We start from the raw sequence: 22,363 nt of genomic DNA, 5'->3' as shown, positions 1-22,363 counted from the left end.
GCTAGCTCAGGCCGCCCGCGGCGGGAGCGGCACCCGCGACGGGAGCGGCGTCCGAGGCACCGACCCGCTTGATGGTCTCCTCGTCGCCCAGGTTCCTGAGGGCGTCCAGCGCGGCCGCGCTCTCCGACTCCTTCTTGGAGGAGCCGGTGCCGCGACCCATGCGCGCGCCGTCCACGAAGACGACGGAGGTGAAGGTCGGCAGGTGCGCCGGGCCCTCCTCGCCCACGAGCTTGTACTCGGGGGCGCACTTGTAGTCGCGCTGCGTGACCTCCTGCAGGCGCGACTTGGGGCTGATCGGCCTCAGGGCGCGCTCGGGGACCATGTAGGGGGAGAGGGTCCTGCGCACGAACTCGTGGGTCTTCTCGTAGCCGGCGTCGAGGTAGAGGGCGCCCACTATGGACTCGTAGACGTTCTCGAGGGCGGAGTGCATGCCGCGCGTCCCCGTGCCCTTCTCGGACTCGCCGAAGACGATCAGCGGGCCGATCCCCAGCTCCTGCGAGACCTCGGAGAGCGTGGCGCCCGAGACGAGCGAGATCTTGAGGCGGGTGAGCTCGCCCTCGTCCATCTGGGGGAAGCGCTCGAAGAGGTCGGTCGCCACCATCGCGCCGAGGATGGAGTCGCCGAGGAACTCGAGCCTCTCGTAGGAGGCCGAGACCGGCTGGCCCTCCACGGCGGAGGGGTGGGTGATCGCGGAGGTGATGAGCTGGGTGTCGGAGAAGTGGTGCTCGACGATCTTCTCCACGGCGCTGATTCTCTGGTGAAGCTTCAAGAGGCTTCGCTCCCCTTTTCTACTGTGCGTTCTCGATCGCGTCGACCGCGTCCTTCACGGTCTCGATGCCCTGCAGGGCGTCGTCGTCGAGGGTCTTGCCGAACTCGTCCTCGAAGGCGGTGACGAGCTCGAGCAGGTCGAAGGAGTCCGCGCCGAGGTCGGAGAACCTCGTGCCCTCCTCGACGGAGTCCCTGTCGCACTCGAGCGTCTCGCTCACGAGGTCCCTGACCTTCTCCAAGATTGCCGCGCGGTCCATGCCTGCCTCCTCGCATACGTTTCCCCGGCGCCGCCGGGCCTCCCGGCGAGCGTCCCCGGCGACCGGGCTCCCGCCGACGCCGGGCCACCGGCGCAGGGGTCGCCCCACCGCCGGGACTTGACGTGAAAGATTGTATCCGTTAGCTCGCGTCGGCAAGCGCCTGGGCGATGCCGTCCACAAGGCCGCCGCGAACGGCCGCAGCGCAGGCGGCGGTCCCCTTGGCCACCGCCGTCGCGCTCGTCGCGCCGTGGCCGATGAAGACCGGCGCCTTGAGGCCGAGAAGGACCGCGCCGCCGTACTCGTCGCCGGAAAGCTCCGCCGCCACCCGCTTGAGCGCCGGCTTGAACAGCAGCGCCCCCACGGCCGAGCGCTTGCTCTCCCCCGCCGCGGCCTTGATCTGCTTGACCAGGTACTTGGCGGTGCCCTCCATGGACTTGAGCGCCACGTTGCCCGTGAAGCCGTCGCACACGATCACGTCGAAGGAGCCCAGCAGGAGGTCGGTGCCCTCGGCGTTGCCCGCGAAGCCGCAGCCGGCCGCCGCGAGCGCCTCGTGGTAGGAGACGGCGAGCTCGGAGCCCTTGGCGTCCTCCGTGCCGTTGGAGAGCAGCCCCACGCGCGCGTCCTCGACGCCGAGCACCACCTTTGCGTAGGCGCGGCCCATGTGCGCGAACTGCACGAGCATCTCGGGCCGGGCGTCGGCGTTGGCGCCGAGGTCGAGCGCGATCGTGCGGTGGCCATCGAGGCCGGGCAGCGCCGTCGCGAGGGCGGGGCGCCTGATGCCGCGGATCCGACCGACGCCCAGGGTCGCGGCGGTGAAGATCGCCCCCGTGGAGCCGGCGGAGAAGAACCCGTCCGCCTCGCCCGCACGCACCGCGGCGCAGCCGCGCACGATGCTCGAGTCCCGCTTGGCGCGCACGGCCTCGGCGGGGTGCTCGCCCATGCCGATGACCTCGGTCGTCACGAGCGCGCGGGCGCGCTCGTGGGACTCGGCGAACGGGCCCACGACTCCCTCGTCCCCGGCGACGAGGACCTCGAGCTCGGGGTCGGCCGCGAGCGCGGCCGCTATGCCCTCGAGCACCACCTCGGGGCGCTCGTCGCCCCCCATGGCGTCAACGCAGATGGTAGTCACGCTCTTCTCCTCCCCGTCCGTCCGACCGGCAGCCTGCCCGCTCGGCGCGTCCTGCGCCCGCACGCGGTCCGCATACAGAAAAGGAGGCCAGCCCCTCTGAGCCAGCCTCCCACAAAGGTTGCACGCTGCTGTGGCTAGTCGGTGACGACGACCTCGCGGTCCTTGTAGTAGCCGCAGTTGGGGCACACGTGGTGCGGAAGCTTAGGAGCACCGCAACGGGGGCACACGGAGCGTGCCGGGGCGGCGAGCTTGCTGTTGGCGGAGCGGCGAGTGTGCGTGGCGCCGCGGCCCTTCTTTTGCTTAGGAACTGCCATCGTTTACCTCTCTTACTTCTGTACCGACCGAGAACGGACGGACTTTCTGCAAATCACACAGAAACGAACTATACCACCTTTGCGCACGCGTTGCATGGCTCCAGCATATCTTCACCGTGCGTGGCGCCCGTCCCGGGCGGCTAGTCCTTCTCGCCCGGCTGCGGCTCGTCCGCGCCGTCCGACAGGTCGAGGCCCCTGAGCGCCGCGAACGGGTTGGAGGAGAGCCTCTCCTCCTCGATCTGGGCCGCGTGCCCGCAGTCCCCGTGGTTGAGGTTGGCGCCGCACACGGGGCAGAGGCCCTTGCAGTCCGGCCTGCAGAGGACCACGAAGGGGGTCTCCATCACGAGGGCGCTGGTGAGCGCCTCGGTGAGGTCGAGGGTGCGATCGGGCGAGACGAGCGAGTAGTCCGGCCCCTCCTCCTCGTCCTCGGCGGGGTGCTCAGGCTCGTGGAAGAGGTAGTACTCGTCCACCTCCGCCGCGACGTCGAACTCGGCGGGGTCCAGGCAGCGGTCGCACTCGCCGACGACGTGGGCGCGCAGCATCCCCGTCACGAGGATGCCCTCGCCGGCGTTGGTCAGCACGAGGTCGTAGTCGATGCCGCCGGGGAGGGCGAAGTCGTGCTCGCCGACCTCGTAGCCCCCCTCGTCGAGGTGCCCCGCGAACGGGACGGTGTTCCCCGGGTTGTCCAGGCGCTCGTCGAGCGCGACGATGACCGGCTCCATGCGCTTACCAGTTGTCGTTGCCGTCGTTGGCGGCACCGGAGTTCTCGTTCAGGGTCTGGCGCACGCGCGTGACGGTGCTCGTCAGCGACTTGAGGTTCTCCTCGAGGTGGGAGAGCACCGTGTCGGCGTACTCCTCCGCGTTGTAGCGGGTGTCGCGCTCGTACTGCTGCGCCTGGTCGCGGATGTTCTCCGCCTGCTGGTTGGCGAGGCGCACGACCTCCTGGTCGCCCGCGATGACCATCGCCTGCTGCTGGGCGTCCGCGATGATGGCGTCGGCCTGCTTCTGGGCGCGGTCGAGGGTCTCGCCCTGCTCCTTGATGATGCGGCGCGCGTCCTGGAACTCCTGCGGGAAGGTCCTGCGGATCTCGTCGAGGATCCCGTAGATCTCCTCAGCGTCGACGATCTTCTTCTGGCCCCCGCCGCCGAACGACGACTTGGCCTCGACCACGATCTGCTCGAGCTCGTCGACCAGGCTCTCTATCTCCTCACCTGGCTGCATCCAGGACTCCTTTCGTAGCGACAGCGCTATCCCCAACATGTTAGCAGATGCGGCGCTGGCTGCGCCGTCCCACAAAAAGGGCACGTGGGGACGGGTGCGGCGGGCTGGGTGCGGCCGGGTCTGGCTGGGGACGGGCGCGGAGGGCTGGGTGCGGCGGAGCGGCCGCAGGCGCACCGGGCCGCGGACGCGCGTCCTTCTCGCGCTCCTACTCGGCGCCCCGCGCGGGCTCGGAGCCGTAGTGCTCCTCGAGGCGGCGCGCCACGTTGGGCGGCACGAGCAGGGAGACGTCGGAGCCGAGCGAGGCGATCTCGCGCACGATGGAGCTCGAGACGTAGCCGTACTTGGGGCTGGACATGACGAAGATGCTCTCCAGGTCGGGGGCCATGTGGCTGTTGAGGTCGGCCTGCTGCAGCTCGTACTCGAAGTCCGTCATGGCCCTCAGGCCCTTGACGAAGCCGCCCGCGCCGACCTCGTGGCAGAAGTCGACGAGCAGGCCGCCGAAGGGCCTGACCTCGACGCCCTCCATGCGGATGCCCTCGGTGGCGAGCGCCTCGCGGAGCATGTCGACGCGCTCCTCGAGCGTGAAGGCGGTGCCCACGCCGCGCTTGGCCCGCGACTCCGCGACCGCCACCGTGACCCGCGGGAAGAGCTTGCGCGCCCTCCGGATGACGTCGATGTGGCCGAGAGTCACGGGGTCGAAGGTCCCCGGGACGACGACGTGCTGGACGTGATGGACCTCAGTCATGGTCCTCCCCCACCCTCATGAGGTCCACGCAGGAGATCCCGCGCGACCTCGACCTGACCGTCCGCGCCCCCGCGACGGGGGCGGGCTCGCCCTCCGCGGAGCGCTCGTAGACCACGAGCGCCCCGGGCGCGATGGTGCCCGAGGCGACGCCGGCCTCCACCATGCGCGCGACCTCGGCCGCGCCCAGGGCGTAGGGCGGGTCGAGGAACACGACGTCGAAGGGACCACCCGCGAGGCGCCTCGCGACCAGGCGCTGGGCGTCGCCGCACACGACCCGCCACGGGCCGCCCTCGCCGGCGAGCGAGGCCAGGTTGCGCCTGATCAGCGCGCAGGCCCTGCGGTCGCGGTCGACGAAGGTCGCCTGCGCCGCGCCGCGCGAGAGCAGCTCGATGCCCATGGCGCCCGACCCGGCGAAGGCGTCGAGCACGCGCGAGCCCGTGAGGTCGAGGTCCTCCTCGGAGAGGATCATCGACGCGATCGCCTCGCGCGTGCGCTCCGTCGTCGGGCGCGTCGTGCCCCTGCCCTCGGGCGCCTCGAACCTGCGGCCGCTCCACCTTCCGCCGACGACCCTCATGCTAGCCCCTCTCCTCGAAGTACGCGCCGAACCTGTCGCGGCACTCCCGCGCGAGCGGCGCGTGCTCGGGCCGGGAGAGGTCGGGGTCGGCCGCCGCGATCTCGCGCGCGTCCGCGAAGGCGGCCTCCACGAGGTCCTTGTCGGCCGCGAGGTCAGCTATGCGCAGCGAGACGCCGCCGTGCTGGCGATACCCCAGAAGCTCGCCCTCGCGGCGCAGCCTCAGGTCGAGCTCCGCCAGGGCGAAGCCGTCGCTCGTGTCCTCGAGCGCCTTCAGGCGCCTGCGCGCCGGCGCGCCGCGCTTGGCCGCGCACTCCAGGAAGACCTCGCCGGGCAGCTCGCCTCGCCCCACGCGGCCGCGCAGCTGGTGCAGGGTCGCCAGCCCGAAGCGGTCCGCGTCGTAGACGAGCATGACCGTCGCGTTGGGCACGTCCACGCCCACCTCGACGACGGTGGTCGAGACGAGCACGTCGGTCTCGTGCGCCTTGAACTTTGCCATCGCGTCGTCCTTCTCGTCCGCGGACATCCTGCCGGTGATCAGGCCGAGGGACAGGCCCGAGAGCGCGCCGCGCGAGAGCCGCTCGTAGGTCGACTGGGCCGAGTGCGGCCGCTTGGCGCCCGACTTCGCGCTCTCCGGCACCTCGTCGAGCTCCGAGCCGTCGTCGCCGTCGTCGACGAGCGGGCAGATCACGTAGGCCTGCCGGCCCGCCTCCGCCGCCTCCTGGATCGCGCCGATGGCGAGGTCGGCGTTCTCCGAAGGGATGACCCTGGTCGTGACGCCCGCGCCGGGGTGCGGCCGCTCGGAGATCCGGGAGAGCGCGATGTCGCCGTAGAGCGAGAGCGCCAGCGTGCGCGGGATGGGCGTCGCCGTCATGGCGAGCAGGTCCGCCCCCGGGCCCTTCTCGCGCAGGGCGAGGCGCTGGTTGACGCCGAAGCGGTGCTGCTCGTCCACGACCACGTAGGTCAGGTGCGCGAAGGCGAGGTCGCCCGAGAGGATCGCCGTCGTGCCGAAGACGCAGGTGAGCTCGCCGGACGCGAGCAGCTCGGCCGTGCGCGCCCGCTCGGGGGCCGGCGTGGCGCCCGTCACGAGGGCCCAGCTGACGTGCGCCGCGTCGAGGAGGGCGCCGAGCTTGTCGGCGTACTGGCGCGCCAGAACCGAGGTCGGCGCCATCACGGCCGCCTGGGTGCCGGTGTCCGCCGCGACGGCGAGGCCGAGGGCGGCCACGGCCGTCTTGCCGGTGCCGACGTCGCCCAGGAGCAGCCTGCTCATGACCCGGGGGGCCGCCATGTCGGAGAGGAGCTCGTCGGCCGCCTGGCGCTGCTCGGAGGTGAGCGAGAAGGGCAGCGCGTCGAGAAGGGCGGCAAGGTGCGGGCCGTCCGTCACGTGGGCGCAGGCCTCGACGCCGCCGAGGTCGATCCTCTGGCGCGTGAGGAGCGCGAGCTGCAGGCTCAGCAGCTCGTCGTAGGCGAGCCGGCGGCGCGCCCGCTCCGCCGCGGCGAGGCCGTGGGGGAAGTGGACCTCGCGCAGGGCCTGGCGCAGGCCCATGAGGCCGTGGCGGCACACGAGCTCCACCGGCACCGGGTCGCAGACGTCGCCGGCGTCGGCGAGCGCGCACGAGACGATCCGGCGCATCCACGAGGGCGAGACGCCCTCGGCGACCGGGTGCACCGGCAGGACGCGCGCGAAGGAGGAGGCGTCGGGGGCGGGGGTGCCGGGGGTGCCGGGGGTGCCGGGGGTGCCGGGGGCGCCCGCAGCGGCAGAGGCGCTGCCCGCGGGGCGGCCTTCGGCTACGGCGGGGGCAGCGGGGGCACCCGGGGCGCCGAGGACCTCGTAGAAGGGGGAGCGCATCTGCTTGAAGCCGTAGGCGAAGGTGACCTTGCCCGAGACCGCGATCTTCTCGCCATGCTTGAGCTGGTCCGCGACCCAGGGCTGGCGGAAGAAGGAGACCATGAGCACGCCGGTCTCGTCCAGGACGGAGACCTCCACGATCTGCATCCTGGGGCGCGGCCGCTTGAGCTTGACGCGGTCCACCGTGCCGACGATGGTGGCGTCCGCGCCGAGCTCGGCTGCGGCGACGGTCGTCACGCGCGTGAAGTCGAGGTAGCGATGGGGCAGGTGCAGCAGCAGGTCGCGCACGCGGGCGAGGCCGAGGCGGCCGAGGGCCTCCTCGCGCCTCCCTGACACGTAGCGCAGCCTGGAGGTCGATCCGGTGAGAGCGCAGGTCTGCTGCAGCCTTGCCCCCGCGTCGCCTACGCTCAGCACCGGCGCTTCCTACTCCAGCGAGAAGACGACGGGGTAGAGCGGCTGCTCCCCCCTGTGGGCGTCGATCTCGAGGTCGGGCTGGGCCTCCTCGATGGCGGCCGTCAGGTCCTCGAAGGCCTCGTCGTCGAGGTCCGCACCGGCGAGGATCGTGAGCGTGTCGCCCTCCTCCGCCTCCTGCATGCGCGCGACGAGGTCGAGGGTGACCTGCTTGACGTCGGAGCCCACGACGGTGATGGCGCCGCCCTCGATGCCCATGACGTCGCCGGAGTGAATCGGCGTGCCGTCGGCGGCCTGGGAGTCGCGCACCGCGGTGGTGACCTCGCCGTCGCGGACGGCGGCGACGGCCTCGGTCATGGCCTCGACGTTGTCCTCGAGCGAGGCCTCGGGGTCGACCGCGAACATGGCGCTGAACGCCTGCGGCACCGACTTGGTGAGCACGACGGCGGCGTGGACGTCCTCGCATGCGGAGACGGCGGCCTCGGCAGCCATGCGGATGTTGCCGTTGTCGGGCAGGACGATGACGTTCTCCGCGTTGCACTGCTCGATGGCCTCGAGAAGGTCGGCCGTGGAGGGGTTCATGGTCTGGCCACCGGAGACGACGACGTCGACGCCGAGCGAGCGCAGGATGTCGGCCTCGCCCGAGCCGGGGGCGACGGCCACGAAGCCGAGCGGCTTTTTGGGCTCGGGCGCGGCGGCCTCCTTGTCCGCGCGGACCTTCTCCGTGCGTTCCTGCGCCTCGAGGTCCATGTTGTGGACGAAGACGTTGTAGATCTGGCCGCGGTGCAGCATGTGGCGCAGCACCCGGTCCGGTCGGTTGGTGTGCACGTGGCACTTGTAGTCCGGGTTGGAGCCGACGAGCAGCTCGCAGTCGCCCATGGTCGAGAAGTACTTGAGGCAGGCGTCCTCGTCGAACATGGGGCTGTCCGCGTGGAAGAGGAACTCGGTGCAGTAACGGAACTGCGAGCCCTCCCAGTCGTCGTTGATCTCGATGTCGACGACGTCGGCCACGTGGCCCTTGGCCTCCTCCTCGGTGGAGACGGTCGTCTTGAAGTCCGAGACCTCGCCGGCCTTGCCCTTGCGCGCGTTCACGAAGGCCTCGATGAAGGTGGCCAGGCCGAAGGCGCCGGAGTCCACCACGCCGTTCTCCTTGAGGACGGGAAGCAGGTCGGGCGTGCGCGCTACGGACTCGTAGGCCTCGACGACGAGCTGGTCGAGAAGGTCGTCGGTGGTGATGTCGGTCCTCTCCAGCTGGTCGGCGCGCTCCGAGACGTCCTTGAGGACGGTCAGGATCGTGCCAGCGACTGGCTTGCGCACGGCCTTGAAGGCGACGCGCACGCCGTTGCGCAGGGCGACGGCGACGTCGGACGGGGTGGCGTCGGGGCCGTCCGCGGCCACGAGGCCCTCGGCCACGCCGCGCAGGATCTGGCTCGTGATGACGCCGGAGTTGCCCCTCGCGCCCATGAGGGAGCCGTGGGTGATCGCCTTGGCGACGTCGGCCATGCTCGCTCCTGCGGGGAGGGCCTCGACCTCCTTCACCACCGTGCCGAGGGTGAGGGACATGTTGGTGCCCGTGTCACCGTCGGGGACGGGGAAGACGTTGAGCTTGTTGATCTCCTCGGCCTTGTCGGCGACCACCTGGGCAGCGACCGGGAAGCAGGAGCGGATCACGTTCGAAATCATTGGTTAGGCCTCGGTTCCTTGTTGACGCTTCGGCTGATTGCTGCCCTAGCGGGTGCGCATGCCCTCGATGTGGACGCGCACCTCGACGTCGTCGAGCTCCGCGATCTTGCAGAGGATGAACTTGACGGTGCTCTGGAGGTTGGAGGAGACGGACGCCATGTTTACGCCGGCCTCGACGATCACGTGGAGGTCGACGGCGACCCTGCCGCCCTCCGAGGAGACGCCGATGCCCTTGCGCAGGCGGTACGTGGGGAGCAGGCGCGCGACGCCCTCCTGCTCGTCCGTGATGGCCATGCCGACGACGCCGTAGCACTCGAGCGCCGCATAGCCCGCAAGGTCCGCGATGACGTCATTAGATACCTTGAGAGAACCCGGTACGGATCCAGCCATCTGTGCTGCTCCTCTCCGAAGCGTGCCTCGCGCACGCCTGCGACCACGCCCGTTGCGTCACATGAATCGGAGTCAGTATAACCCATGTGGCAACCGCTCAGTTCCAAGGCACGATTTCGCCCGCGGCGAGCTGAGGGCGCCGCGGGGCGCGGGGCGGGACCGCGGGGCGGGCTCGGGCGCGGCCGGCGCAGGCTGGGGGCGCGGCCGGCGCAGGGGGCGCGGGCGGCGCAGCGGACACATGGTAGGTGCAGCCCACGGAGTCGAAGCGTTTCAGCTTGGGCACCCCCAGACGGGCGAGCCGCTGAGAGCCCCTCTAAGCCGTCCTTGTCCGCCCCATGACATCTAGGCCGTGCCGGCGCGGCGCGCCTGCACGGCCCTTTCGTGAGCAAATCGCTTTTTCTCGACAAAACCCGCCGATTTTGTCCGCTAAACGCGATTTGAGGGAGGAGCAAATCGCTTTTTCTCGACAGAATCCCAAAGAATTGTCAGGAAAAAGCGATTTGCTCGTCTTCATTGCACTGTTGATGTGCCGTGGGAACCTGGGGGAAGCCCGGGGCGGCGCGCAGGGGCGCCCTCGTAGAGCCGCGATGGCGGGCGGGCGACGGGAGCAGCCCTCTTCGAACCGCAGATAATACAGGCCGCGCGCGAGTGGAGCGGGGAGCGAGACCAATGGGAACGGCCGGCGCGTCGTCGAGTGCATGTGGAGAAACGACGGGCTTTGCCCACCCACCCCTGAGGTTGGTGGATGATGCCCTTGTCACGTCGATGCGTTGTGGTATAGTTCCCTGTGTTTTGTGAGTAGTAGGGGCGCTAAGGCCACCACGTCTGCCCGAGCGCCTGAGTTGGAGGTCAGTATCATGTCGAAGGTTTGTGAGATCTGCGGTAAGCACGCTGTTGCTGGTCGTTCTGTGAGCCACTCGCACCGCACCGTAAACCGTAAGTTCCGTCCGAACATCCAGCACGTCACCATCGTGCAGGACGGCAAGCGCAAGAAGATGAACGTCTGCACCACCTGCCTCAAGAAGGGCAACCTGGTCCGCGGGTAAGTCTGCGCCCTCGGCATGCGCCTCGTCAGGCGAGCTTAGAGTTCTAGAAGGCCCTCTTCGAGGGCCTTCTTTTTTATGATTTCTGCCCGGCTTCCTGCCCGTGCCTCCCGGCTTCCTACCCGATGAGATAGGCCGCGGCGACGCCGGCGTGGCACTCGACCTCCGCCGCATCCGCAGCGACCACGTTCGAAATCCCGAGGTCCGCAAGAAGGGCGAGGCTTCGGTGGTCGAGCTCCCAGCGGAAGCCCTGCTCGCTCGCGACGGTCCCCTCCCTGAGCGCGACGAGCGAGAAGGTCGCCCCCTCGCGGCCCGCTATCCGCCAGATCGCGGTCCCTTGCGGCGAGAGCACACGGCACTCGTAGCCGTCCTCCACGATCCTCGGCGACAGGTCCGCGTTCTGCGCGAGAAGCCCCACCACCGCGAGGGCGTGGTCGGGCCGTCCGCCCGAGGCGCAGGTCACGGTCACGCGCGCCGACGTCCCCCTGCGCGCCGCCTCGTGGCGCGCGCAGGCGAGCGCCAGGCCGAGGTCCGTGTCGTACTTCTCGCTCGGGAACAAGATCTCGGCCGACGAGTGCGCCCGGGCCCACGCCGCGGTCTCCTCGCTCACGGAGTCGGCGTCGCCGCAGAAGATGTCGGCGGGGACTCCGGCGGCGAGAAGGGCCTCCGCGCCCTTGTCGGCGGCAACCACGTAGTCGGAGGCGGCGGCGAGCCTGCTGACGAGTCCAGCCGAGCTCGGGAGCGGCGAGCCGTCCACGACGAGGACCCTGGTCTCGCCGCGTCGGCGCGCGGGGTCGCTTGCGGCGAAGTCATCGATGAGCGAGAGCGAGAGCTCGGCGTAACCATGCACGAAGACGTCCGCGAGCGCGGCGAGCGAGTCCTCGTCCGAGCCCCTCCCCTCGCGGTGCCCCGCGCCGAACAGGCAGACGGTCCTGAGCCCGGCCTCGCGCGCGGACCTGAGCCCGTAGGGCGCGTCCTCGAAGACCCAGGTGCTCTCGCGCGGCGTGCCGAGCGCCTCGAGCGCCGCCAGGTAGATGTCAGGGAACTCCTTGCTGCGTGCGACCTGCTCGCCGGTGACGATCACCTCGAAGAGGCCGTCAAGCCCCTGCCCGGCCAGCGCGGCGTCTACGAGGGGACGCGGCGTGGAGGAGGCGATCGCGAGGCGCACGCCGGCACCGGCGAGCTCGCGCAGGAACGCCCCAGCCCCCGGAAGGGCAGTCACCTCGTGCTCGTAAGCGGCCCGCATGCGCTCGAAGACCTCCGCGTAGAGCTCCTGCGCGCTCACGCCCATGTCCAGGTTGTCATGGAGCCACGCGCACTTGTCGCCCAGGGCGAGCGAATCGGACTCCTCGAACGCGCGGTCCGCCTCGGCGGCACCCAGGCCCCGGCCCTCGAGCGCGCCCGTGACGGCCCGCCGCCACTGCGCCTGCGAGTCGACGAGGGTCCCGTCTAGGTCGAAAATCGCTCCTGCAATGGACATACGCACCCCTCCGCGAGCTGGCCGCAAGCTGGCATGGAATCGGCGGGCATTGTCGCATCCCTGCGGTTCGCCCGCCGCCATTTGGGTAAAGTATCACAAGCGTGAAGCAGGGTTGCTTTGCGCGCCCTGTTCGGCTCGTTCGTCTTCGGAGGCTTTATTCTATGGCTCGCTATGACTACAAGTGTCCTTCTTGCGGTACCACGTTCGAGGTGGAGCACCCCATGTCCGCCCACCCCAAGGTGACCTGCCCCAAGTGCGGCAACGAGGCCGAGCGCGTCTTCTCCCCCTCCGGCATCGTCTTCAAGGGTTCGGGCTTCTACAACACTGATCAAAAAGGCAAGTAGAAAGTACCATCGTCGCAGCACAAGGGGCCATTACCGGCCCGTATTGGCAACCGTAGCAAGCGGCCTTGCATGAAGAGAGCGCACGCCAGGCAGCGACCGGCATGCGCTCTCTTCATGTTCGCCCGCAGGCCCTAAGGGCGCCCGGCCCTGAGGTCGCCCGGCGCTGTCGCCCAGCGCGCTACTGCCCGCGCCTCACCATGCGCGCACAGAAGTGCAGGTCGCAGGCCCACTTGCCGGGCAGGCTCAGGAAGGTGCCCCTATCGGAGAAGGACCTGAGGAGCCGCTGGCCCTTCTCGCCCAACCTTCGCACGCCCCAGGCCTCGCAGACGGGCGCTAGCTCGAAGTCGGCTCCCTCGTCCGTTCCGAGAAACGCGTCGACCACGTCGGCGTTCTCCTGCGGCAGGAACGAGCAGGTGGCATAGACGAGCTCGCCGCCAGGTCGCACGCGTGCGGCGGCCGCCGTCAGGATCTGGAGCTGCAGAGCGGGCAGTGGGGCAAGGCCGCCGGCGCAGCCCGGCGCAGCGGCACCCTCCGGCCCGCCCGACACGGCGGCACCCTCCGGGTCGCCCGGCGCAGCGGAGCAACCCGGCACGGCGGAGCAGCCCGGCACGGCGGCACCCTCCGGCCCGCCCGGCTCGACCGACGCGCGCGCGAGCGACCACGCGATCTCGGGGTGGCGCCGCATCGTGCCCGAACCCGAGCACGGCGCGTCGACGAAGACGAGGTCGTAGCCCGTGGCGACGCCCGCCGGCGCCTCCTTGCCGCCGAGCTCGCGCGCGTCGAGCACGAGGCTGGACACGTGGTCGGACAGGCGCGCGGCCTCCATCCGCCTCCGGGAGACCCGGCACTTGAACGCCTCGGAGTCCACGCCCAGGATGTCGGCCACGCCGCCGCATGCGAGCGCGGCCGCCTCGAGCAGCAGGGACTTGGTGCCTCGACCCTGGCCCACCTCGAGCACGGTCGCACCAGGCCGCGGCGCCGCGACGAGGGCCACGAGCTGCGCCGCCAGGTCCGCAGGGACGACAGCGGCCTCCTGCACGAGCCCGCTCGACGCGAGCGCACCGGGACGCTCAAGCAGGTAGACGTCGGTGTCCTCGACGCGTCTGGGGCCGAGCCCGAGCCCGGCGAGGCACGCGGGCGCCTCGCCGGGCGACAAGTTCATGGGGTTCGCGCGCACGTAGACGGGCGCGGGCTCCAGCTCGTCGAGACAGGCCCTCCGAGCCGCGGGTAGGCCCACGGCGCCCACGAGCTCGTGCACGAGCCAGTCGGGGAGGCCGGAGACGAGCGCGAGGTCCGCCAGGTCATCCGCATCCGCGGCATCGCCGGCTGCGGCGGGGCCGGCCGCGGCGGCGTCGCCCGTGACGTGGCCCTCGAGCCTTCGCCGCGCCGCCTCGACCCTGGGCCGGTCCTCCTCCGCGACGCGGCGCAGGACGGCGTTGGCCAGACCGGCCGCGCGCGGCGAACGCACGCGCACGAGCTCCACGCCCTGGTCGACCGCCACCGAGGCGGGCGTGCTCAGGTAGAGCAGCTCGAAGCAGGAGACGCGCAGCGCGTCGCGCACGCGCGGCTCGAGGTGGCCCCTGCCCGTCAGGTGCGAGCCCATGACCTCGTCGAGCCGGCCGCTGGTCGCGACGGCGCCGCACGCGAGGCGCATGGCCAGGTCGCGGTCGCGCTCGGAGAGGCCGGCGAGCGCCGCGGACCCGCGCGCGACGTCCTTCACGCGCCCGTCCCTCGCGCGGACCTCGCGGACGAGGTCAGCGGCGGCAACGCGCGCGGCGCTCGCCCGGCTCCCGCGCCGGCCGGACGTCCTTCTCGCCCGCTCCTCGCCCCCGCCCACGCTAGGCCCTCGACCAGGCGAGGCTCTCCACCTTGAGCCCCTGCGCCCAGGCGGAGGCGGGCATCTCGCGCTTGCCGTCCGGCTTCACGACCGTGAGCTCGACCGCGCCGTCAGCGCAGCCGAGGAACACCCGGCCGCGGTCGACCTCGACCGCACCGGTGGCCACGGCGCGCGGGCTGAGCACGGCGCCCATCGCGCGGACGCCCCGGCCGCCGACGAGCAGCCGCGCCGGCGCCGCGTCGAGCGACGCCTGCACACGCCGCTTGTTGGCGAGCGCGGTGTCGGCCGGGTCGAGGCGCATCTCCTCCTTCGAGATCTTGGGCGCGAGCGTCACGAGCGACTCGTCCTGCTCGTGCCAGACCGCGACCCCGCGGTCCATCTCGTCCAACGCGCACGCGAGCTCGCGCGCGCCCAGAGAGGCCAGCTCCGCCATGAGCTCCGCGCAGGGCTTGTCGGCGACCTCCGTCGAGGCCTGCCGGCACCACGCGCCTGCGTCGAGGTCGTGCGCGATGCGCATGATCGAGACGCCCGCGCGCTCGTCGCCCGCCAGCACCGCGCGCTGGATCGGCGCGGCGCCGCGCCAGCGCGGCAGCAGGGAGGCGTGCACGTTCACGCAGCCCAGGCGGGTCATGCCGAGAAGGGCGTCCGGCAGGATCGCCCCGTAGGCCGCCACGCAGACCACGTCGGCCGCGGCGTCCGCGACGGCGGCGAGCACCTCGTCGCTCACGCGGCGCGCCTCGAGCACGGGCAGGCCGAGCCGCCCCGCCGCGGCCTTGACCGGCGAGGGCTCGAGGCGCCTGCCGCGGCCGCGCACCGCGTCGGGGCGCGTGACCACGAGCGCCACGTCGCCCTTCTCGGCCAGAAGCTCGAGGGAGGGGACGGCGAACTCGGGCGTCCCCATGAAGACGATGCGCATGCCGACCCCCTACTCCTCGCCGACCTCGCCGGGGCGCGCGCCCCGGGCGAGGGCGTCCTGGTAGGCCGCGACGGCCCGGACGCGCTGCGCCGGCGCGAGGTGGTCGAGCATCGTCACGCCGTGCAGGTGGTCGATCTCGTGCTGCAGGCACATGGCGAGCAGGTTGTCGCGGGCTTCGTACTGCATGAGGTCGCCGTCGAGGTTGAGCGCCTGCACCACGACGTGGGTCGGGCGCGAGACGGGCACCGTGATCCCCGGGAACGAGAGGCAGCCCTCGCCGTTCTCGCGCTCCTCGCCGTCGGCGACGACGACCTTGGGGTTGATCAGCACGTAGGGGTTCTTCTTGCCCGCGCCGTAGTCCACGTCGATGACGACGAGTTGCACGAGCTCACCCACCTGCGGCGCGGCGAGGCCGCAGCCGTCCGCCGCGTACATGTCCCTGAGCATGCGCTTGGCGAGCTGCCTCACCTTGCCGTCGATCTTGTCGATCGGCGCGCACTCGGTCTTGAGGCACTCGTTCGGCGCCAGGACGATGTCTTCCAGTCCGCTCATGTGGATCCTCCTATCTCACCGGCGGCCTCGCCGGTCCCTGTCTTGCCGGCGGCCTCGCCGGCCCCTGTCTTGCCGGCGGCCTCGCCGGTCCCTGTCTTGCCGGCGGCCTCGCCGGCCTCTAGCGTCGGCGCCCGCCGTCTCCCGCAGCGCCTACATGAAGTCGTAGGCGTCGACGTCCAACGCCATCCTTATACCCTGCCGCCTGGGGAGCCTGGCGGCGCAGCGCGAGAGCACGGGGCCGAGGTCGGCGTCGAGGGGCGCCTTCACGACCACGTGGCGGCGGACCCTATCCTTGACCCGGGCCTTCACGCAGTCCGTGGGTCCGAGGACCTCCCATCCGCCCTCGCCCCCGACCTCCTCGCGCACGAGGCGGGCGAGTTCGTCTGCCGAGGCCGCCACGGCGCGCGCGTCCCTGCCCCACACGACGGCGTTGGCCGCGCGCGAGAAGGGCGGGTAGCCGGAATCGCGCCTGTCCTCGAGCTCGTAGGCGAGGAAGACGTCGCGGTCGTGGCGGGCGACCGCCTGGATCGCGGGGTGGTCGGCCCAGTAGGTCTGGATGATGACCTCGCCGGCCGCCCCTCCCCTGCCCGCGCGGCCCGCGACCTGCTCCAGGAGGTCGTAGGTGCGCTCAGCCGCCCTGAAGTCGGGCAGCTTCAGCGTCGTGTCCGCGTTGACGACGCCCACGAGCGTGACCTCGGGGAAGTCGAGGCCCTTGGCGATCATCTGCGTGCCCACGAGCACCGCGCACTCGGCCGCGTCGAAGCGCTCGAGCAGCTCCTGGTGCGCGCCCTTGCGCCGCGTCGCGTCGGCGTCCATCCGGATGACCTCCACGCCGTCGCCGAGCAGCAGCCGGAGCTCGTCCTCGACCCGCTCGGTCCCCACGCCGTAGGCCGCCATGTAGCGGCTTCCGCAGTTGGGGCAGCGCGTCGTGGGGTCTGGGTAGGCCCGCTGCGGCCAGCTCCTCCCGCAGGTGTGGCACTCCAGCGTGTGCGTCCGCTCGTGGTAGGTGAGCGCGCAGGAGCAGTGCGGGCACTCAGGCACGCAGCCGCAGTCGCGGCACATCAGGAAGTTCGAGAAGCCCCTGCGGTTGAGCAGCAGCACGGCCTTCTCGCGCCTGTCCCTCACGCCCTCGAGCGCCTCGGCGAGCGGGGCCGAGAAGACCGACCTCCTGCCGCCGCGGAACTGGCTCGCCATGTCCACCACGCGCACCTCGGGCAGCCGGGCGCCTCCCGGCCGCTCGCGCATCTCCACCCGCCGCCAGCGCGCGCCGCGCCAGCTGCCGACCTCGCAGCGACGCAGGCTCTCGAGCGAGGGCGTCGCCGACCCCAGGACGAGGGCGCAGCCGCGCTCGGCGGCAAGCCTGGCGGCCACCTCGCGCGCGTGGTAGCGCGGGGACTTGTCCTGCTTGTAGGAGCCCTCGTGCTCCTCGTCTATCACGATGAGCCCGAGGTCCGCCACGGGCGCGAACAGCGCCGAGCGGGCGCCCACCACCACGCGCGCCTCGCCCCTGCGCGCGAGGTCCCACTGGTCGAAGCGCTCGCCGGCGGACAGGCGCGAGTGCAGCACCGCGACCTCGTCGCCGAAGCGCGAGCGGAACCTGCCGACCGTCTGCGGCGTGAGCGAGATCTCCGGTACGAGCACGATGGCGCCCCTACCGGCCGCCAGCGCGTGCTCGATGGCGTCGAGGTAGACCTCGGTCTTGCCCGAGCCCGTGACGCCGTCGACGAGCACGACGTCGCCGGCGGCAGCCTCGCGCGCCTCGTCGATCGCGGCGAGGGCTGCCCTCTGGCCGCGCGTGAGCTCCCGCGGTCGCGCGGCGACTGCGGACGAGAGGGACGTGCCCCCCTGGCCGCGCACGTGGCGGGCCCGCCAGACGCGCACGACGCCGCGCCGCTCGAGCGCCGCGACCGTCTGGGAGACGGCGCCGGCCGTGGCGGCGAGCTCGGCCAGGCGCATGGGGCCGGCCTCGAGCGCCTCGATGACCTGGCGCTGCCTGCTGGCGTTGGCGCGCGGCCGGAAGCCCTCCGCGGCCTCGCCGAGGGCGACCCAGCGCTCGTCGACCGGGCCCGACGACTCGCACACGAGCTCCCAGGGCGCGCCTTCGCCGGCGCGGGTGACCTTGACCGTCTGTCCCGGCGCCAGGAAGAGCCTCACCGCGTCGGCGGGCGGGCAGGCGTACTCCCGGGCGAGCCAGAGCGCGACGCGCGCGCCCGCCTCGTCGAAGGCGGGCGCGGCGAGCACGGCCTCCACGGGAAGGAGCCGGCCCGCCTCCACGCCCGCCGGCGCCTCGTCGGCGAGCGCCACCACGTAGCCCACGGCGTGCCTGTGCGAGAAGGTCACGAGCACCGTAGCGCCCACGACGCAGGCGCCCGCGAGCCCCTCGGGCACGACGTAGTCGAAGGGCTCGTCCAGGGCCCTCGTCGCTATGTCGACGACCACGCTCGCGTAGCGCACCTACGCCAGCTTCGCGACGGCCGCCTTGAGCTCGTCCGTCCGGTTGCACACCTCCCAGGTGAAGTCCTTGTCGGTCCTGCCGAAGTGGCCGTAGGCCGCGGTCTTCTCGAAGATGGGGCGGCGGAGCTTGAGGTCGCGGATGATGGCGCCCGGGCGCAGGTCGAAGACCTGCTCGACGGCGCGGGTGATGAGGTCGTCGTCGACCGAGCCGGTGCCGAAGGTGTCCACGGAGATGGAGACGGGCTGCGGGACGCCGATGGCGTAGGCGAGCTCGATCTCGCACTTGTGGGCGAGGCCGGCGGCGACCACGTTCTTGGCGACCCAGCGGGCGGCATAGGCGGCGGAGCGGTCGACCTTGGTGGCGTCCTTGCCGGAGAAGGCGCCGCCGCCGTGGCGGCCCATGCCGCCGTAGGTGTCGACGATGATCTTACGGCCGGTCAGGCCCGTGTCGCCCATGGGGCCGCCCACGACGAAGCGGCCGGTGGGGTTGACGTAGATCTTGGCGTCGTCCCACTTGATGCGCGCCTCCTCCATGACCGGCTTGATGACCTTGGCGATCATGTCCTCTCGGATCTCGGCGAGCTTGACGTCGGCGGAGTGCTGCGTGGAGACGACCACTGCCGTGACCTCGACGGGCCTGTCGTCCTCGTAGCGGACCGTCACCTGGGTCTTGCCGTCCGGGCGCAGGTAGGTGAGGGTGCCCTCCTTGCGGACGTCGGCCAGCCTCTTGGCCATGCGCTGTGCGAGGTAGATCGGCATGGGCATCAAGACGTCGGTCTCGTCGGAGGCGTAGCCGAACATCATGCCCTGGTCGCCCGCGCCGATCTTGTCGATCTCGTCCTCGTCGTCGCCGCGCGCGAAGGTGCCGTCGACGCCCTGGGCGATGTCGGGGGACTGCTCGTGGATGAGGTTCATGACGCCGCAGGTGTCGGCGTCGAAGCCGAACTTGGCGCGGGTGTAGCCGATCCTGCGGACGGTCTCGCGCACGATCTTCTGGACGTCCACGTAGGCCTCGGTGCGGACCTCGCCCATGACGATGACGGTGCCCGTGGTGGTGAAGGTCTCGATGGCGCAGCGGACGTTGTCGACGTTCGCGGGGCGCCCCTGGGTGTCGCGATAGCCCTGGGCCTGCAGCTCGGCCTCCTTGGCGAGGATCGCGTCCAGGATGGCGTCGGAGATCTGGTCGCACATCTTGTCGGGATGGCCCTCGGTCACGCTCTCCGAGGTGAAGAGGTAGTTCTTGCTCTGAGCCATGCTTGGTCCTTTCCTGCCCGCCGTCGGCGGAAGCGTGCTCTTGCGGTCTCATGGGAGGCTATGCTACGCCTTTTCCAACGCGTGTTGGGGGCGCCTCCCCAAAGAACCGCCAATTGCCACGCTTCAGGTGGTCGTTGTCGCCCGAGCGCCGGTCTGGGCGGCGACCCGCCCGGCGCTCGGGCCCGTTCACGGACCGGGCCCGAGCACGGACCATGTCCGAACGCCCTATGCGTCCGCCGCGCCGTCCCCCACCGCCTCGCACGCGAGGGCGACCGCCGTCCCCGGGTTCATCTTGCAGAACTCGAGCCCCACGGCGCCGAGCAGCGCGCCCGTGAGCTCGACGGAGCCTCCGTCTCGCCACCAGCCCGTCTTGAGCCGCATGGCCCAGCGGTCTTGCTGCCACACCCCGGGCAGCGCCCTCACCCGGTAGCGCACGTCCGCGCGAAGTCCCGGCAGGGGCACGGGCTGACAGGCCTCGAACGGGCTCGTCTCCTCACAGAAGAGCACGTAGACGGCTTGTCTCCCGTCCTCGGAGACGATCCCGCGGACGGCGGGGACGGCCTTGGAGACGAACGAGTGCACGAGGGTGCCTCGCTCCGTCATCCCGCGCACCCGCTTGTAGGCGCTGACCCACTCGGCGAGCCTCCCCAGCTCCTCCTCGTCCAGCTGCGTTATGTCCCACTCGATCCCGAGGTGGTAGAGGAGGCTTCCCGCCGCGCGCGTCTGCAGCGTGGAGATGCGGCCGGTGGCGTTGGACTTGGGCTTGCCGATGTGGCAGCCGACGACCTCGGGAGGCAGGATGAGGTCGGTGCCGTCGTGGATGTGCCAGCGCTCGACCGGGTCGAGGTCGTCCGAGCCCCAGACGCGCTGGGCGCGCTCCATCACGCCGAGGTCGATGCGCCCGCCGCCCGACGCGCACGACTCGAGCTCGAGTCCGGGGAAGCGCTCGTGCAGGGCGTCCATCAGCCGCCAACAGGCCAGCGTCTGCTCGTGGTAGGCGGCGCGCCCCGTACGCGCGTCGCCCGCCTCCCACAGCTCGCGGTTGTGGTCCCACTTCACGTAGTCGGCGCCCACCTCCTCGATGACCGCGCACATCTGGCCGAGCACGTGGTCGAAGCACGCCGGGATCGCGAGGTTCAGCACCTGCTGGTTGCGGACGTCGGCCGGCAGGCGCCCCTCGGCCCCCTCGGGCCTGAGCACCCAGTCGGGATGCGCCCGGAAGACCTCGGAGTCCACGTTGGCGCTCTCCGGCTCGAACCAGATGCCGAACTGCATGCCGAGCCCATGCACGTGGTCGGCGAGCGGGCGTAGTCCGTCGGGGAACACGTCCGGGGCCACCCACCAGTCTCCGAGACCGGCGTCGTCCCAGCGCCTGGTCGAGAACCACCCGTCGTCCAGGACGAACCGCTCGACGCCCACGCGAGCGGCGACGTCGGCGAGCTCGCGGAGCTTCGCCTCGTCCTGGTGGAAGCCTACGGCCTCCCAGGTGTTTATCGTGACCGGACGCGGCGTCCGGGGGTGCGACGGCAGCGCGCGGACGTGCGCGTGGAAGCGGTGGGCCACCTCGTCCAGGCCCTCGCCCGCGCTCGCGTAGACCCACGGGGTCTCGTAGGACTCGCCCCGCGCGAGCGTGACCTCGCCGGGCGCGAGCCACTCGCCGGCGCGCAGGAAGCGCTGGCCCTGGTAGGTCGCCTGGGCCTCGACGCGCGTGTTACCCGACCAGGCGACGTGCACGAGGTGGGCGGACCCCTCCCGCCAGCCCGCGCGAGGCACGCAGGTCCCGTAGACGCTCGAGACGTCCTGCGGCTGGCAGTTGCGCACTACGCGCTGGTGCGTCCCGTAGGTGAACTCGTGGCGCTGGATGACGTGCTCGCGGGCCCAGTCGCCCGTCTCCTCCAGGATCTGGGACTCGCGCTCGGGCACCGGCAGGCAGAGCGTCAGGGCGGAAAGGTCGTAGGGCTCCGCCGCGAGGTTGGTCACCCGCGCGCGCAGGGCGAGAAGCCCCGACGGCTCGATCGCCAGCCTGCCCTCGAGACGCAGCCGCCCACGGTCGTCGGTCGAGGAGAACGTGAGCTCGGAGGGGCCGCCCTCGACCTCGAAGTCATCGAAGCGCGGGCTGAAGCCACGCCCGCCGAAGCTGCCGGAGAGGCCGGGCTCCTCGTTCCAGGCTCCCACCGAGGAGAGCGGGACCAGCCAGGTCCCGACGATCCCCGAGGCGTCGAGCGACAGCGCGTCCCCCTCCCCGAGCTCCGGGAGCGAGGCGCCCCAGTAGAGGACCTCGGGGGGCGCGGCCGCCTCCAACCTCACGAGCACCGTGACCCCACCCGCGTCGAGCCTCCTGACGTCACCCATGCGATCCTCCCTCCCCGCCCGCCCGAGGGCGGCGGCGCGTAGATCTAGCTGGCCTTGAGTTCCTATACCGTGATAAAATATGTCAGTAGTGAGTACGTTCATCGAAGTGCCTTGGCACGGCGCCCGGCGCCGTCGCGCGCGCAGGAGGGCTGGTTGCCATGTCGGAGCAGACGTCGAGCGTGGGACCCCGCATCAGGGAGCTCCGCAAGTCCTGCGGCATGACGCTGCAGGAGCTCTCCGAGTTCACCGGCCTCTCGGTCGGCCACCTCAGCCAGATCGAGCGCGGCCTGGCGAGTCCCACCCTCGCGAGCCTCGACAAGGTCGCCGAGGCCCTCGGCACCACCGTCGCACACCTCGTGAGCGGCCCCGAGGATGAGCGCCTCGTCGTCCGCAAGGGCGAGGAGGAGGTCGCCACCTTCCCGGACATCAACACGGAGGTCGGCTACTACCGCTTCAGCGAGACGTCCGCAGTCCTGGAGGACATCGTCGTCCGCCCCGGCGAGTCGGGCGAGCAGCAGTGGTCGCGCCACGTCTACCCCGAGATCGCGTTCGTCGTCGAGGGCGAGCTGACCCTCGTGCTCGAGGACGCGCGCGTGGTGCTCCGGCCCGGCGACGCCTTCCTAGTGCCCCGCAACCGCCGCCACAAGCTCTTTAACGAGGGCGCGGAAGCCTGCCGCTCCGTCTGGGTCTACCTCCGCCAGAGCTGAGGGTACGCGTTCACGCCCCCGCCGCGCCCGGCCCTAGCGACAGCCCTAGCGATGACGCCGGGGGTCAGGCGCGCAGCCCGGCCCCC

General features: G+C 71.4%; 21 protein-coding genes. 3 read left to right on the top strand and 18 right to left on the bottom strand.

Annotated elements, in window-relative coordinates:
- Position 1: 1 nt before the first annotated feature.
- The 11 genes from rnc to VXJ25_RS01815 all read right to left on the bottom strand — a co-directional run bounded on the left by rnc (position 2) and on the right by VXJ25_RS01815 (position 9,338).
- Complete coding sequence (gene rnc / locus VXJ25_RS01865) at positions 2 to 769, bottom strand: ribonuclease III (RefSeq protein ID WP_330957508.1); 768 nt, start codon at positions 767 to 769, stop codon at positions 2 to 4.
- 19 nt (positions 770 to 788) lie between these two features.
- Positions 789 to 1,025, bottom strand: coding sequence for an acyl carrier protein (locus tag VXJ25_RS01860; RefSeq protein ID WP_330957507.1), 237 nt, complete (start codon positions 1,023 to 1,025; stop codon positions 789 to 791).
- 139 nt (positions 1,026 to 1,164) lie between these two features.
- Entirely contained in the window at positions 1,165 to 2,154 is a 990-nt protein-coding gene (gene plsX / locus VXJ25_RS01855; protein WP_330957506.1) for a phosphate acyltransferase PlsX, read from the bottom strand.
- A 134-nt stretch (positions 2,155 to 2,288) separates the two neighbouring features.
- Positions 2,289 to 2,468 carry a 50S ribosomal protein L32 gene (rpmF, locus tag VXJ25_RS01850; protein ID WP_330957505.1) on the bottom strand — a complete coding sequence of 60 codons (180 nt, stop codon included), beginning with the start codon at positions 2,466 to 2,468 and terminating at the stop codon, positions 2,289 to 2,291.
- 140 nt (positions 2,469 to 2,608) lie between these two features.
- Positions 2,609 to 3,190, bottom strand: a complete 582-nt coding sequence (locus VXJ25_RS01845; RefSeq protein ID WP_330957504.1) for a YceD family protein — start codon at positions 3,188 to 3,190, stop codon at positions 2,609 to 2,611.
- A 4-nt stretch (positions 3,191 to 3,194) separates the two neighbouring features.
- A complete protein-coding gene (locus VXJ25_RS01840) occupies positions 3,195 to 3,689 on the bottom strand; it encodes an ATP synthase subunit B family protein (protein WP_330957503.1) in 495 nt (164 codons plus the stop codon).
- A 205-nt stretch (positions 3,690 to 3,894) separates the two neighbouring features.
- Complete coding sequence (gene coaD, locus VXJ25_RS01835) at positions 3,895 to 4,434, bottom strand: pantetheine-phosphate adenylyltransferase (RefSeq protein ID WP_330957502.1); 540 nt, start codon at positions 4,432 to 4,434, stop codon at positions 3,895 to 3,897.
- Complete coding sequence (gene rsmD, locus VXJ25_RS01830; protein ID WP_330957501.1) at positions 4,427 to 5,008, bottom strand: 16S rRNA (guanine(966)-N(2))-methyltransferase RsmD; 582 nt, start codon at positions 5,006 to 5,008, stop codon at positions 4,427 to 4,429. The genes coaD and rsmD overlap by 8 nt, the downstream gene beginning before the upstream one ends.
- A gap of 1 nt (position 5,009) precedes the next feature.
- Positions 5,010 to 7,268, bottom strand: coding sequence for an ATP-dependent DNA helicase RecG (locus VXJ25_RS01825; protein WP_330957500.1), 2,259 nt, complete (start codon positions 7,266 to 7,268; stop codon positions 5,010 to 5,012).
- 9 nt (positions 7,269 to 7,277) lie between these two features.
- The gene (locus VXJ25_RS01820; RefSeq protein ID WP_330957499.1) at positions 7,278 to 8,948 is read right to left on the bottom strand and encodes a DAK2 domain-containing protein; all 1,671 of its coding nucleotides are present in this window, start codon (positions 8,946 to 8,948) and stop codon (positions 7,278 to 7,280) included.
- A gap of 45 nt (positions 8,949 to 8,993) precedes the next feature.
- Positions 8,994 to 9,338, bottom strand: a complete 345-nt coding sequence (locus VXJ25_RS01815) for an Asp23/Gls24 family envelope stress response protein (protein ID WP_330957498.1) — start codon at positions 9,336 to 9,338, stop codon at positions 8,994 to 8,996.
- Between the two features lie 857 nt (positions 9,339 to 10,195).
- On the opposite strand from VXJ25_RS01815, the gene rpmB reads away from it, so the two are divergent.
- On the top strand, positions 10,196 to 10,384 hold the full coding sequence (gene rpmB / locus VXJ25_RS01810; RefSeq protein ID WP_330957497.1) for a 50S ribosomal protein L28: 189 nt from the start codon (positions 10,196 to 10,198) through the stop codon (positions 10,382 to 10,384).
- A gap of 115 nt (positions 10,385 to 10,499) precedes the next feature.
- Here rpmB and VXJ25_RS01805 read toward each other — a convergent pair whose 3' ends face one another.
- Positions 10,500 to 11,861, bottom strand: coding sequence for a thiamine diphosphokinase (locus tag VXJ25_RS01805; protein WP_330957496.1), 1,362 nt, complete (start codon positions 11,859 to 11,861; stop codon positions 10,500 to 10,502).
- Positions 11,862 to 12,022: 161 nt separating this feature from the next.
- Here VXJ25_RS01805 and VXJ25_RS01800 point away from each other — a divergent pair, with 161 nt between their 5' ends.
- Entirely contained in the window at positions 12,023 to 12,205 is a 183-nt protein-coding gene (locus VXJ25_RS01800) for an FmdB family zinc ribbon protein (protein WP_330957495.1), read from the top strand.
- Positions 12,206 to 12,383: 178 nt separating this feature from the next.
- Here the strand turns inward: VXJ25_RS01800 and VXJ25_RS01795 are convergent, their stop codons facing one another.
- From VXJ25_RS01795 to VXJ25_RS01770, 6 genes are all read right to left on the bottom strand, one after another.
- Complete coding sequence (locus tag VXJ25_RS01795) at positions 12,384 to 14,042, bottom strand: transcription antitermination factor NusB (RefSeq protein ID WP_330957494.1); 1,659 nt, start codon at positions 14,040 to 14,042, stop codon at positions 12,384 to 12,386.
- Position 14,043: 1 nt separating this feature from the next.
- Positions 14,044 to 14,958 carry a methionyl-tRNA formyltransferase gene (gene fmt / locus VXJ25_RS01790; RefSeq protein ID WP_330957493.1) on the bottom strand — a complete coding sequence of 305 codons (915 nt, stop codon included), beginning with the start codon at positions 14,956 to 14,958 and terminating at the stop codon, positions 14,044 to 14,046.
- A gap of 9 nt (positions 14,959 to 14,967) precedes the next feature.
- Positions 14,968 to 15,510 carry a peptide deformylase gene (gene def, locus VXJ25_RS01785; RefSeq protein WP_330957492.1) on the bottom strand — a complete coding sequence of 181 codons (543 nt, stop codon included), beginning with the start codon at positions 15,508 to 15,510 and terminating at the stop codon, positions 14,968 to 14,970.
- A 150-nt stretch (positions 15,511 to 15,660) separates the two neighbouring features.
- A complete protein-coding gene (gene priA, locus VXJ25_RS01780) occupies positions 15,661 to 17,964 on the bottom strand; it encodes a replication restart helicase PriA (RefSeq protein ID WP_330957491.1) in 2,304 nt (767 codons plus the stop codon).
- Positions 17,965 to 19,218, bottom strand: a complete 1,254-nt coding sequence (gene metK, locus VXJ25_RS01775; RefSeq protein WP_330957490.1) for a methionine adenosyltransferase — start codon at positions 19,216 to 19,218, stop codon at positions 17,965 to 17,967.
- A gap of 225 nt (positions 19,219 to 19,443) precedes the next feature.
- Positions 19,444 to 21,570 carry an alpha-galactosidase gene (locus tag VXJ25_RS01770; RefSeq protein ID WP_330957489.1) on the bottom strand — a complete coding sequence of 709 codons (2,127 nt, stop codon included), beginning with the start codon at positions 21,568 to 21,570 and terminating at the stop codon, positions 19,444 to 19,446.
- Between the two features lie 158 nt (positions 21,571 to 21,728).
- Between VXJ25_RS01770 and VXJ25_RS01765 the strand changes: the two genes are divergently transcribed.
- Positions 21,729 to 22,277 (top strand): helix-turn-helix transcriptional regulator, encoded by a 549-nt coding sequence (locus tag VXJ25_RS01765; RefSeq protein WP_330957488.1) that lies wholly within the window; start codon positions 21,729 to 21,731, stop codon positions 22,275 to 22,277.
- Positions 22,278 to 22,363: the final 86 nt, after the last annotated feature.

It is taken from the genome of Olsenella absiana (assembly GCF_036408855.1).
Lineage (GTDB): Bacteria > Actinomycetota > Coriobacteriia > Coriobacteriales > Atopobiaceae > Olsenella_K > Olsenella_K absiana.
Note: the sequence above shows the minus strand (reverse complement) of the source record. Positions and strands in the feature narration are given on the sequence as shown.